We start from the raw sequence: 12461 nt of genomic DNA, 5'->3' as shown, positions 1-12461 counted from the left end.
AGTGACCCGCCGTAAGGGCGGAACCATAAGTAGCCGTTACCGCAGCAACGGATATTCACACCGATCCACCACCAAAAACCGCTAAATCAGGACCCGAGCAACTCAGCCTTGACCAACTTAGCCTGCTCATCCGCATGATACGAAGACCGCACCAACGGCCCCGAAGCCACGTTCTTGAACCCCATCTTGTACCCTTCCTCAGCAAACCACGCAAAGGTATCCGGGTGCACAAAACGCTGCACCGGCAGGTGACTACGCGAAGGCTGCAAGTACTGCCCCAGGGTCAGCATATCAATGTCATGCTCACGCATACGCTTCATGACCTCGATAACTTCCTCATCGGTCTCACCCAAGCCCAGCATCAAGCCAGACTTGGTCGGAATATGCGGCATCATCTGCTTGAAGCGTTGCAGCAAGGTCAGCGACCACTGGTAGTCCGAACCCGGACGCGCAGCCTTGTACAGGCGCGGTACGGTTTCCAGGTTGTGGTTGAAGACATCCGGCGGCTCGGCGGCGGTGATTTGCAGAGCGATGTCCATGCGACCGCGATAGTCCGGCACCAAAGTCTCGAGCTGCACATTCGGCGACAGCTTGCGGATTTCGCGGATGCAGTCGGCAAAGTGCTGGGCACCGCCGTCGCGCAGGTCGTCGCGGTCCACCGAGGTGATGACCACGTACTTGAGCTTGAGGTCGGCAATGGCGATGGCCAGGCTTTCGGGTTCATTCACGTCCAATGGCTTCGGCCGACCATGACCGACGTCACAGAACGGGCAGCGACGGGTGCAGATGTCGCCCATGATCATGAACGTGGCGGTGCCGCCGGAGAAGCATTCACCCAGGTTCGGGCAGGATGCTTCTTCACAGACGCTGTGCAGTTTGTGTTTGCGCAGCAGCGCCTTGATGCGGTCGACTTCCGGCGAAACCGGGATGCGCACGCGGATCCAGTCGGGTTTCTTCGGCAGTTCGGTGGTCGGGATGATCTTGACCGGGATACGTGCAACTTTCTCGGCGCCGCGCAGCTTTACGCCGGCCTCGACCTTGGCACGCGGGGCAGGACGCTCGGTAACATCCAGCGTCGGGATCATGGTTTGCACAGCATCAGTAGTCATATCAGTCGATTCCGCCCGTGAGGGTCGTCTGCTCAGCGTAGTCGAGGTGTTTGACGAGCTGCGCGCGCAGCCGGGCACTTACCTCGGCAAATTCAATCGATCCTGTGTGATCGCACAGCTGGGTCATCGCCAGCCCCGCGTAGCCACAGGGATTAATCCGTCGAAACGGCTCCATGTCCATGTCCACGTTCAACGCCAGGCCATGAAACGAACAACCGTGGCGGATCCGCAAACCCAGGGAGGCGATTTTTGCCCCGTCGACGTAGACACCCGGAGCATCCGGCTTGGCCGCCGCTGTCACGCCGTAGCTGGCCAGCAGTTCGATCAGGCACGTCTCCATGCGGGTGACCAGTTCGCGTACGCCGAACCCCAGCTTGCGTACGTCCAGCAACAAATAGGCCACCAACTGTCCGGGGCCATGGTAGGTCACCTGGCCACCGCGGTCGGTCTTCACCACCGGGATATCCCCCGGCAGCAACAGGTGTTCGGCCTTGCCGGCCTGGCCCTGGGTGAACACCGACGGGTGTTGCACCAGCCAGACTTCATCACCGGCGCTGGTGCCGCGGTCGTTGGTGAAGCGTTGCATGGCATGCCAGACCGGCTCGTAAGCCATCTGGCCCAGCTCGCGAAAGCCCAGCGTGCCCGGCATCACAACACCATGTGCACGAACCCGGTCGCTCGCAACTCGCTGTTGATGTCGTACAGCTGCTCCTGACCGGTGGCAATGATGTGCAACTGAATCGTTGTGTACTTGCCGTTGGTACTCTGGCGTTCGGCCAGGGTCTTGTGATCAACGGTGGCGTGTTTTTCAAGAATCGCGATGATCTTGTCCTTGAAACCCACACCGGTGTCGCCAATTACCTTGATCGGATAATCCTCGCAAGGAAACTCGATCTTTGGCGCCTTTACTTCTGAGTCTGTCATGGCGTAACGGCCTCGTAAGCCGTGATAACGCACATGGCCCCGTACCGGAAAGGAACGGGGCCATGCAGGTCAACACTTCAATCAGTTGAACAAGCCGTAGAAGAATAGACGGATGCTATCCCACATGCGGCGGAAGATACCACCTTCCTCGACCGCGTCCAGCGCGATCAGGTCGGCGCTGTGCACCACTTTGTCGTCCAGTTTGACTTCCACCTTGCCGATCACGTCGCCCTTGGCGATTGGCGCAACCATTTGCGGATTCATGGTCATGGTGGCGACCAGTTTCTTGAGCTGACCTTTAGGCAAGGTCATGGTCAGGTCCTGGGCCAGACCGGCCTTCACCTGGTTGGTGGTGCCTTTCCACACCTGGGCCTGAGCCAGTTCGGTGCCCTTCTGGTAGAAGGTCTGGGTTTCGAAGAAGCGGAAACCGTAGGTCAAGAGCTTCTGGGTTTCGGCGGCACGGGCCACTTCGCTGTTGGTGCCGAAAACGACGGCGATCAGGCGCATGCCGTCACGAACGGCCGAAGACACCATGCAATAGCCAGCCTCTTCGGTGTGACCGGTCTTCAAGCCATCGACGGTCTTGTCGCGCCACAGCAACAGGTTGCGGTTGGGCTGCTTGATGTTGTTCCAGAAGAATTCCTTCTGGGAGTAGATGGCGTAGTGCGCCGGGTCTTCGTGAATGATCGCCCGCGCCAGGATCGCCATGTCATGGGCCGAGGAGTAATGCTCCGGGTTCGGCAAGCCGGTCGGGTTCATGAAGTGGCTGTTGGTCAGGCCCAGGTCGGCGGAAGTTTTGTTCATCATGTCGGCGAACGCATCTTCGCTGCCGGCGATGTGCTCGGCCAAGGCAACACTGGCGTCGTTGCCGGACTGGATGATGATGCCGTGCAGCAGGTCGCTGACGGTCACTTGCGAACCGACCTTGATGAACATCCGCGAACCGCCGGTGCGCCAGGCGTTTTCGCTGACGGTCACCGGATCGTTTTCACCGATCTGGCCACGACGGATTTCCAGGGTGGCGATGTAGGCGGTCATCAGTTTGGTCAGGCTGGCCGGTGGCAGGCGCTGGTCACCATTGTTCTCCACCAGCACCTCGCCGCTGCTGGCGTCCATGAGCACAAAGGATTTGGCGGCCAGTTGAGGGGGAGCCGGCATCATCTCGACCGCGAACGCAGCAGGTGAGAGCAGCAGTGGGACTAGCAGGCAAAGGCGTTTGGCAAAGGTGGTGATGTTCATCCGTCTCTCGAAATCGCTAATGGAAACTGCCCGAAGGGCAATACTAAACAGGCAACCTTCTAACGGGTCGCCGCGTATTTAAGTTGCTCACTCACATCCCTTGCCGGGCTTTTGTTATTCATAGAGCCAACAACCTGGCCCGCTCCAACCACTAGCGGGCCTTCAATCAAATCATTCCGCGCTGACCAGGCTCGGCGAACCGAGATTGGCCAGGCGTACACTGTTCTGCACCTGCTGGACTTCATCCGGCGAACCGATCGGTCCCAGGCGTACCCGATGCAGTGTCTGCTGGTTGCGCACGATGGAGCTGATGAACACCGGCGCGCTGACCATTGAGCTGAGCTTGGCTCTCAACAGTTCGGCAGCGTCCGGGTTGGCGAACGCGCCGACTTGCAGATACTGGCCAGACGCTGTTGCAGAAGCGTTTTTTTTTGCGTCGAGCGGCACGGGCACCACGGGCGCAGCATGTTGCTGCGGCGGCGGGGACCATTGCTCGACCGTACCGGTGGAAGCCGTCACGGTCGGCGCGGCATTTTGCGCCACTTTTGGCTCGTTGAGCATCAAAGGCGCCGGACGGCCTCGCTGGGCCCACCATTCCTGCGGGTCGATGCCTTCGACCTTGACCCGCGCGGTGCCGGATTCAGCGTAACCGAGTTTTTTCGCCGCCGCGTACGACAGGTCGATGATGCGGTCGGAATAGAACGGCCCACGGTCATTGACTCGCAGGATCACGGCCTTGTTGTTGTCCAGGTTGGTCACCCGCACATAACTGGGCAGCGGCAAGGTCTTGTGGGCCGCGCTCATGCCATACAGGTCATAAACCTCGCCATTGGCGGTGTTCTGGCCGTGGAACTTGGTGCCATACCAGGACGCCGTGCCCGAAGCGACGTAACGCTTGGATTCGGCCATCGGGAAATACGTCTTGCCCAGCACCGTGTACGGGTTGGCCTTGTACGGGCCGGTGTGCAAGGTTGGCGTGGCGTCGGGAATGCGCGAAACATCCACGTCCCACCACGGCGCGCCGTCCTTGTGGGCCCGGTTGATGTCCAGGCCCGGTGTGGCGCGCACGGCAGTGGAGGTTTTCTGCGCCGGCGGGCGACTGGTGGAGCAACTGACGACCAGCAACGACAGCGCCGCCAGCGCTACCAGTTTCAGGGGTCCGGCTTTCAGGGGTTGATAGGTAGGCAATGCCCGCATTATTTGACGCCCCGTGCTTTGACCAGCTCTTCAGACAGCTGATGCACGGCCATGGCGTACATCACACTGCGGTTATAACGCGTAATCGCGTAGAAATTCTTCAGGCCCATCCAGTACTCAGGGCCTTGTTCGCCTTCCAGGCGAATCGCGGTGACTGGCATGTCGTCACGCAGCGCATCATGACTCGACCACCCCAGCGCCCGCAACTCCCCGACGGTTTTCGTCGGCTCGATGCCTGTGGTCAGGCCTTCGTCTACCTGGTCGCCACGCACGTCCGCACGGCTGACCACCGGCTCGCCAGGTTCCCAGCCATGGCGCTTGAAATAGCTGGCAACACTGCCGATGGCATCGGTCGGGTTGGTCCAGATATTGATGTGGCCATCGCCGTCGAAGTCCACCGCATAAGCCCGGAAGCTGCTGGGCATGAACTGCGGCAAGCCCATGGCGCCGGCGTAGGAACCCTTGAGGGTCAACGGATCGACCTGTTCCTCGCGGGCCAGCAGCAGGAACTCGCGCAACTCCTTGCGGAAGAACTCGGCGCGCGGCGGATAATCGAAGCCCAGGGTCGACAGCGCATCGACCACCCGGAAATTCCCGGTATTACGACCAAAAAACGTCTCGACACCAATGATAGACACGATGACCTGGGCCGGCACGCCATACTCCTGCTCGGCGCGAGCCAGCACAGCCTCGTGCTGGCGCCAGAAGTCCACGCCCCGGGCGATACGCGCCTCGGAGATGAACATCGGCCGATACTCGCTCCACTGCTTGACCCGCTCGGCGGGTCGGGAGATCGCGTCGAGAATCGACTGCTTGCGCTGCGCCTCGCGGAACACCCCCATCAGCTGTTCACCGGCAAAACCGTAGTCGCGGGTCATTTCACCGACGAATTCGGCCACTTGCGGCGAACCTTCATAGTCGCCGGCCAGGGCGTGCGACGCACCGCCCAGGAGGCCGACCAGGCCGACCCACGGCGCATATCGCGTCGACCAGCCACGCATTGCTTGCATTGAACGCTTCACCTTATTCAAACCTGCGCGATCCACTTGCGATGGGTATGGATCGACATCAAAACCCCAAACGCTGACAGTAGCGTCACCAGCGAAGTTCCTCCGTAGCTAATGAATGGCAACGGCACCCCCACGACCGGCAACAGGCCACTGACCATACCGATATTGACGAAAACATAAACAAAAAACGTCATGGTCAGACTGCCCGCGAGCAATTTGCCAAACAATGTCTGGGCCTGGGCCGTAATCACCAGGCCACGGCCGATCAACAACAGGTAGATCAGCAGCAGCACGCAAATACCCACCAGACCGAACTCTTCGCCCAACACGGCGATGATGAAGTCGGTGTGGCTTTCCGGCAGAAAGTCCAGGTGCGACTGGGTACCCAGCAACCACCCTTTGCCGAACACGCCGCCGGAGCCGATGGCGGCCTTGGACTGGATGATGTTCCAGCCGGTGCCCAACGGATCGCTCTCCGGATCGAGGAATGTCAGGACCCGCTGCTTCTGGTAGTCGTGCATCACGAAGTACCACATGGCCACGGACACCGGCACCGCGGCAGCGATCACACTGAGAATCCAGCGCCAGCGCAATCCGCCCATGAACAGTACGAAGGCGCCGCCGGCCAGGATCAGCAATGAGGTGCCGAGATCCGGCTGGCGCACGATCAGGATGAACGGAATCCCAATCAGCAGCAGGCTGATGCCCACATGTTTGAGCTGTGGCGGCAAGGTGCGCTTGGACAAATACCAGGCGATGGTCGCCGGCATGATGATTTTCAGGAACTCAGAAGGCTGGAAGCGGATCACCCCGGGGATGTTGATCCAGCGTGTCGCACCCATGGCGTTATGGCCCATGATGTCCACGATCACCAACAAGACCACGCCGCCCACATAGGCCAGTGGCACCCAGCGCGCCATGAACCGAGGCTCCAGTTGGGCGATGAAAATCATCGATACCAGGCCGATGCCGAATGAAGTGGCCTGCTTGGCCAGCAGGTCCCAGTTCTTGCCGCTGGCCGAATACAGCACGAACAGGCTGCCGGCGGCCAGTGTCAGCAACAGGATCAACAAGGGGCCATCGATGTGCATGCGCTGCAACAGGGTGGCGCGACGGCGCATCACATCTTCGCTGGAGAGGATCCGGTCGAAATTATTCTTCACGGGCCGTAGCCTCCGCGGTGGTGGGGCTTGCGTATTCGGGCTTGAGCTGGCCGTGTTCATCCAGCAGCCAGGCGTCCATGATCTGGCGCACCACCGGCGCGGCGACGCCGGAACCGGACTCGCCGTTCTCGACCATCACCGACACGACGATTTTCGGGTTTTCGGCCGGCGCGAAACCGACGAACAAAGCGTGGTCCCGGTGACGCTCCTGAACCTTGGAGCGGTCGTACTTCTCGCCCTGCTTGATCGCGACCACTTGGGCCGTACCACTCTTGCCGGCAATCCGGTATTGCGCACCGAGGGCAGCCTTGCGCGCGGTGCCCCGGGCGCCGTGCATCACCTGCTGCATGCCGATATTGACCTTCTGCCAGTCCGACGGATTACGCAGGATGATGTCCGGCACCGGGTTGGGGTCAACGGGCTTCTGGCCTTCGATGGTCTTGGCCAGGTGCGGGCGATACCACTTGCCTTTGCTCGCCACCAAGGCTGTGGCCTGGGCCAGTTGCAGCGGCGTCGCCTGCATGTAGCCCTGGCCGATTCCCAGGATCAGCGTCTCACCCGGGAACCACGGCTGGCGGCGGGTCGCCCGCTTCCACTCGCGGGATGGCATCAGGCCCGGCGACTCTTCGAACATATCCAGGGAGACTTTCTGACCGAGCCCGAACTTGCCCATGTAGGACGCCAGCCGATCGATCCCCAGCTTGTGGGCCAGGTCATAGAAGTAGGTGTCGTTGGACCGCATGATCGCCGTTTCCAGATCCACGTAGCCGTCGCCGGAGCGGTTCCAGTTGCGGTACTTGTGGTCGTAGTTCGGCAGTTGGTAATAACCGGGGTCGTAGACCCGGCTGGAAGCGGTGATCACGCCCGCGTCCAGCCCGGCAATCGCCACGGCCGGCTTGATGGTCGAACCCGGCGGATAGAGGCCGCGCAGCACGCGGTTGAACAGTGGCCGATCGATGGAATCGCGCAACTCGGCATAGGCCTTGAAACTGATGCCGGTGACGAACAGGTTCGGGTCGAAACTCGGCTGGCTGACCATTGCCAGGACCTCGCCGGTATTCGGATCCAGCGCCACGACAGCGCCGCGACGGCCACCCAACGCCGCTTCGGCGGCTTCCTGCAATTTGATGTCCAGGCTCAGGACGATGTCCTTGCCGGGAATCGGGTCGGTACGCTTGAGCACGCGTAATACGCGGCCACGGGCATTGGTCTCGACTTCCTCGTAGCCCACCTGACCGTGCAGCTCGGCTTCGTAGAAGCGCTCGATGCCCGTTTTGCCAATGTGGTGGGTACCGCTGTAATTGACCGGATCGAGGCTCTTGAGCTCTTTTTCGTTGATCCGTCCCATGTAGCCAACCGAGTGGGCGAAGTGCGCCCCCTGGGGATAATGACGCACCAATTGCGCCACCACCTCAACGCCCGGCAGGCGGAACTGGTTCACGGCGATCAGGGCGATCTGCTCTTCGGTCAGCTCGAACAGGATCGGCACCGGCTCGAACGGGCGCCGCCCCTGGCGCATACGCTTCTCGAAAATCGCCCGGTCCTCGGGGGTCAGTTGCAGCACTTCGACGATCACGTCGAGCACCTTCTGCCAATCCCCGGACCGCTCACGGGTCATGCTCAGGCTGAAGCTGGGCCGGTTATCGGCCACCACCACGCCGTTGCGGTCGAAAATCAACCCGCGAGTCGGCGGAATCGGCTGCACATGCACGCGATTGTTTTCCGACAGGGTCGAGTGGTACTCGTACTGAATCACCTGGAGGAAATACAGGCGCGCGATCAGCACACCGATCAGCGCCACGACCGCAATTGCACCAAACACGACGCGACCCCGCACCAGGCGGGCGTCTTTTTCGTGGTCCTTGATGCGGATCGGCTGAGGCATGAGGGCAGGATTACTTGTGGTAAGGGTGCCCGGACAGGACTGTCCAGGCACGATACAACTGTTCGCCGATCAGAATCCGCACCAGCGGGTGCGGCAACGTCAAAGGCGACAACGACCAGCGTTGATCGGCCCGGGCACAGACTTCTGGCGCCAACCCTTCCGGGCCACCGACCATGAAGTTGACCGTGCGCGAGTCCAGCCGCCAGCGATCGAGTTCGACCGCCAGCTGCTCGGTACTCCAAGGCTTGCCGTGCACTTCGAGCGTGACGATCCGCTCGTTCGGCCCGACCTTGGCCAGCATGGCTTCGCCTTCCTGACGGATAAAGCGCGCCACATCGGCGTTCTTGCCGCGGGTGTTGAGCGGAATTTCCACCAGTTCCAGGGCCAGCTCGGAAGGAAGACGCTTGGCATATTCATGCCAGCCTTCTTCCACCCACTTGGGCATGCGAGAACCGACGGCGATCAGGCGCAGTCGCACAGCGATCCCTTATTGCTGGTCTTTGTTGAGCTTGGTGAAATGCTCATGGGTGTTTTCCGGGCTGTGGTGCGCGGCACTGGCCGAACGGCTCTGCTCGGCACCGGCCCACAGACGCTCCAGGTCATAGAACTGGCGCGCCGAGGCGGTCATCATGTGCACGATGACGTCGTCCATATCCAGCAACACCCAGTCGCTGTCGCCCTTGCCTTCTTCACCCAGTGGCTTGACGCCCTGGGCCTTGACCGCTTCGCGAACCTTGTCCAGCATCGCGCCGATCTGGCGGTTGGAGGTACCGGTGGCGATGATCATGTAGTCCGTGATGCTCTGCTTTTCGCGAACGTCGATCACCTGGATGTCCTGGGCCTTGACGTCTTCCAGGGCCGCCACGGCAACCTTGACCAGCTCTTCGCCGGCCAGTACCACGCCACTATGAGCTTCTACGGGAAGCGGGGCGCTCTTGAACGTGCCCTTGCGCTTTACTTTGTTTACGTCTTTGTCAGTCATATAAAACTCGTTTTGCTCGTATGTTCGGGCGCTTCGCTACACGCATTCACGTGCCTTGAAGCGCGCCCTTTTTCAGTTCGACGCACGGTACAGCCCGTGCGCATCGATGTAGGCCAGGACCGCGTCGGGCACCAGGAAACGTACCGACTTACCGCTGGCCAGCAGTTGACGGATCTGGGTGGCGGATACCGCGAGCGGCGTCTGCCAGACGAATGCAATCTGTCCGCTCGGCCCTTTCAGGGCCAGCGGGTCGCTCACCGAGCGGGCCGCCAGCAGGTTGCGCAAGGCATCCGGCGGCTCGCTGTCGGCATCCGGGCGTTGCAACACCAGGATGTGGCAATGCTGGAGCAACTCTTCCCAGCGATGCCAAGTGGGCAGGCCGCAAAATGCGTCCCAGCCCAAAAGCAGAAAAACCTGGGCATCGGCGGCCAGTTCGGCGCGCATCAGCTCCAGGGTATCAATGGTGTAGGACGGTTTGTCCCGCAGCAATTCGCGGGCGTCCACCACCAACGGCGCCACACCGGCCACCGCGCACTCGACCATCGCCAGACGGTCCTGGGCCGATACCTGCGGCGTATCCCGATGAGGCGGCCTGGCGCTGGGCGTCAGGCGTAGCTCATCGAGGGCCAGGGCATCGGCGACTTCCAACGCACCGCGCAAATGGCCGATGTGCACCGGGTCGAACGTGCCACCCAGGATGCCGATGCGCCGGGGCGGGTTGCTCGTCGTCACAAGGGCCGGCGGGTCGAGATCGCCCAAGTCAGACCGGCTCCTGTCCGCGCAACTGGCCGTCACCGACCACGATGTACTTCTCGCAGGTCAAGCCTTCGAGACCCACCGGGCCACGGGCGTGCAGCTTATCAGTAGAAATGCCGATCTCGGCACCCAAACCGTATTCGAAGCCGTCGGCGAAACAGGTCGGGGTGTTGATCATCACCGACGCCGAGTCCACTTCGGCGACGAAACGCCGGGTTTCGCCCTGGTGTTCGCTGACGATGGAGTCGGTGTGGTGGGATCCATGGCGATTGATGTGCTCGATGGCTTCATCCAGCCCGTCGACCACGCGGATCGCCAGGATCGGCGCCAGGTACTCGGTGTCCCAGTCTTCTTCGCTGGCCTCTGCCGCCTCGATGATTGCCCGGGTGCGCTGGCAACCACGCAGCTCGACGCCTTTTTCGCGGAACTGAGCGGCCATCGCTGGCAGGAAGTCCTGGGCGACGGCCTGGTCCACCAACAGGGTTTCCATCGCGCCGCAGATGCCATAACGGTAAGTCTTGGCGTTGAAGGCGATGCGCTGGGCTTTCGGCAGTTCGGCGTGGGCGCTGACGTAGACATGGCAGATGCCGTCCAAGTGCTTGATCACCGGCACGCGGGCATCGCGGCTGACCCGCTCGATCAGACCCTTGCCACCACGGGGCACGATGACGTCGACGAACTCGGGCATGCTGATCAGTGCGCCGACCGCGGCGCGGTCGGTGGTTTCCACCACTTGCACCACGGCCGCCGGCAGATCGGCTTCGGCCAGGCCGCGCTGGATGCAGGCGGCAATCGCGCGGTTGGAATGAATGGCCTCGGAACCACCACGCAGGATGGTCGCGTTGCCGGACTTCAGGCACAGGCTGGCAGCATCGATGGTCACGTTCGGCCGCGACTCGTAGATGATCCCGACCACGCCCAAGGGCACGCGCATCTTGCCGACCTGGATACCCGACGGCCGATAGCTCATGTCCCGGATCGCCCCGACCGGGTCCGGCAGCGCCGCGACCTGGCGCAGACCGACGATCATGCCGTCGATGCGTGCCGGGGTCAGCGCCAGGCGTTCGAGCATGGCCGGCTCAAGGCCGTTGGCCCGGCCGGCGGCCAGGTCCAGCTCATTGGCGGCGGACAACTCGGCGCGCGCAGCGTCCAGCGCATTGGCGGCGGCCTGCAGGGCGCGGTTTTTCTGCGCGGTGCTGGCACGGCCGATGATGCGCGACGCTTGGCGAGCGGCGCGACCCAGGCGGGTCATGTAGTCAAGAACGGACTCAGTCATGGTCTGTGTGGTCTTGGCAAAGGGGAAAGCGGCAGATTATAGCTGTCGTATCCCTCGACTAACAGCGTGGACTCACAGTGGTGACCGGCGGAAGAGCAAAACCTGCGCAAATTGTCGCTGTTCAGCGCTGATTAAGCTTCCCATTGCTATCATCGCGCTTCCTTTGGCCTCACTTCGTCTAACGCCATGACCGATTCGCCACCACAGCCAAACGCCTTGCCCCATGATTTTTTTGATCGCGATGCGCAGGTGCTCGCCCAGGACCTGTTGGGTAAAGTCATTCGCCACAAGGTCGGTGACCTGTGGCTCAGCGCGCGAATCATCGAAACCGAAGCGTATTACTTCGCTGAAAAGGGCAGCCACGCTTCGCTGGGCTATACGGAAAAACGTAAGGCTTTGTTTCTGGATGGCGGCCACATCTATATGTATTACGCCCGGGGTGGCGATTCGCTGAATTTCAGCGCCCAAGGTCCCGGCAATGCGGTGCTGATCAAATCGGCGTACCCGTGGGTCGACCCTGTTTCCGGCCCGGCGAGCCTGGCACAGATGCTACTCAACAACCCCGACGCCCAAGGCCGCCCGCGCCCGGCGCAAAAGCTTTGCGCCGGCCAGACCTTATTGTGCAAGGCCCTGGGGCTGAAAGTGCCGCAGTGGGACGCCAAACGCTTCGACCCCGAACGCCTGCTGGTGGAAGACGTGGGCGTGCCAACGGTCAATGTGATCCAGACCACGCGCCTGGGCATTCCACTGGGACGCGACGAACACCTGCTCTACCGCTTCGTCGACGCGGCCTACGCACCCTGGTGCACGCGGAACCCGCTGCGGCGCGGACAGGTCGAAGGGCGGGATTATTTTTTGCTTTCCTGAACACCGTTTTCTTTTCACAACGAATCCCATGTGGGAGCGAGCCTGCTCGCGAT

The 12461-nt window shown here is 61.6% G+C and carries 13 protein-coding genes; 1 reads left to right on the top strand and 12 read right to left on the bottom strand.

From position 1 onward, the window contains the following. Window positions 1-86: 86 nt before the first annotated feature. The 12 genes from lipA to HU811_RS18170 all read right to left on the bottom strand — a co-directional run bounded on the left by lipA (window position 87) and on the right by HU811_RS18170 (window position 11541). A complete protein-coding gene (lipA, locus tag HU811_RS18225; protein WP_047229497.1) occupies window positions 87-1109 on the bottom strand; it encodes a lipoyl synthase in 1023 nt (340 codons plus the stop codon). 1 nt (window position 1110) lies between these two features. Continuing rightward, a complete protein-coding gene (gene lipB, locus HU811_RS18220) occupies window positions 1111-1758 on the bottom strand; it encodes a lipoyl(octanoyl) transferase LipB (RefSeq protein ID WP_092394584.1) in 648 nt (215 codons plus the stop codon). Next, complete coding sequence (locus HU811_RS18215) at window positions 1758-2033, bottom strand: DUF493 domain-containing protein (RefSeq protein ID WP_047229495.1); 276 nt, start codon at window positions 2031-2033, stop codon at window positions 1758-1760. The genes lipB and HU811_RS18215 overlap by 1 nt, the downstream gene beginning before the upstream one ends. Window positions 2034-2114: 81 nt before the next feature. Next, window positions 2115-3272 carry a D-alanyl-D-alanine carboxypeptidase family protein gene (locus HU811_RS18210; protein WP_092394587.1) on the bottom strand — a complete coding sequence of 386 codons (1158 nt, stop codon included), beginning with the start codon at window positions 3270-3272 and terminating at the stop codon, window positions 2115-2117. Between the two features lie 171 nt (window positions 3273-3443). Further along, entirely contained in the window at window positions 3444-4469 is a 1026-nt protein-coding gene (locus HU811_RS18205) for a septal ring lytic transglycosylase RlpA family protein (RefSeq protein ID WP_092394590.1), read from the bottom strand. Further along, entirely contained in the window at window positions 4469-5479 is a 1011-nt protein-coding gene (gene mltB / locus HU811_RS18200; protein ID WP_092394593.1) for a lytic murein transglycosylase B, read from the bottom strand. The genes HU811_RS18205 and mltB overlap by 1 nt, the downstream gene beginning before the upstream one ends. Window positions 5480-5496: 17 nt before the next feature. Next, complete coding sequence (gene rodA / locus HU811_RS18195) at window positions 5497-6600, bottom strand: rod shape-determining protein RodA (RefSeq protein WP_177193302.1); 1104 nt, start codon at window positions 6598-6600, stop codon at window positions 5497-5499. A 31-nt stretch (window positions 6601-6631) separates the two neighbouring features. Next, the gene (gene mrdA / locus HU811_RS18190; RefSeq protein WP_092459445.1) at window positions 6632-8527 is read right to left on the bottom strand and encodes a penicillin-binding protein 2; all 1896 of its coding nucleotides are present in this window, start codon (window positions 8525-8527) and stop codon (window positions 6632-6634) included. 10 nt (window positions 8528-8537) lie between these two features. Next, a complete protein-coding gene (gene rlmH, locus HU811_RS18185) occupies window positions 8538-9005 on the bottom strand; it encodes a 23S rRNA (pseudouridine(1915)-N(3))-methyltransferase RlmH (protein WP_003185785.1) in 468 nt (155 codons plus the stop codon). 9 nt (window positions 9006-9014) lie between these two features. Beyond that, window positions 9015-9509: a ribosome silencing factor gene (rsfS, locus tag HU811_RS18180; protein WP_092394601.1), complete on the bottom strand. Its 495-nt coding sequence runs from the start codon at window positions 9507-9509 to the stop codon at window positions 9015-9017. A 72-nt stretch (window positions 9510-9581) separates the two neighbouring features. Next, the gene (gene nadD, locus HU811_RS18175) at window positions 9582-10268 is read right to left on the bottom strand and encodes a nicotinate-nucleotide adenylyltransferase (protein ID WP_092394604.1); all 687 of its coding nucleotides are present in this window, start codon (window positions 10266-10268) and stop codon (window positions 9582-9584) included. Window position 10269: 1 nt separating this feature from the next. Further along, window positions 10270-11541: a glutamate-5-semialdehyde dehydrogenase gene (locus HU811_RS18170; protein WP_092394607.1), complete on the bottom strand. Its 1272-nt coding sequence runs from the start codon at window positions 11539-11541 to the stop codon at window positions 10270-10272. Between the two features lie 186 nt (window positions 11542-11727). On the opposite strand from HU811_RS18170, the gene HU811_RS18165 reads away from it, so the two are divergent. Beyond that, window positions 11728-12408 carry a DNA-3-methyladenine glycosylase gene (locus HU811_RS18165; RefSeq protein ID WP_092394610.1) on the top strand — a complete coding sequence of 227 codons (681 nt, stop codon included), beginning with the start codon at window positions 11728-11730 and terminating at the stop codon, window positions 12406-12408. Window positions 12409-12461: the final 53 nt, after the last annotated feature.

Origin of the sequence: Pseudomonas tehranensis (genome assembly GCF_014268615.1) — a bacterium.
In the GTDB taxonomy this organism is placed as follows: Bacteria; Pseudomonadota; Gammaproteobacteria; order Pseudomonadales; family Pseudomonadaceae; genus Aquipseudomonas; species Aquipseudomonas tehranensis.
The sequence above is the reverse complement of the archived record's forward strand: the minus strand, read 5'-3'. Positions and strand labels throughout refer to the sequence as shown.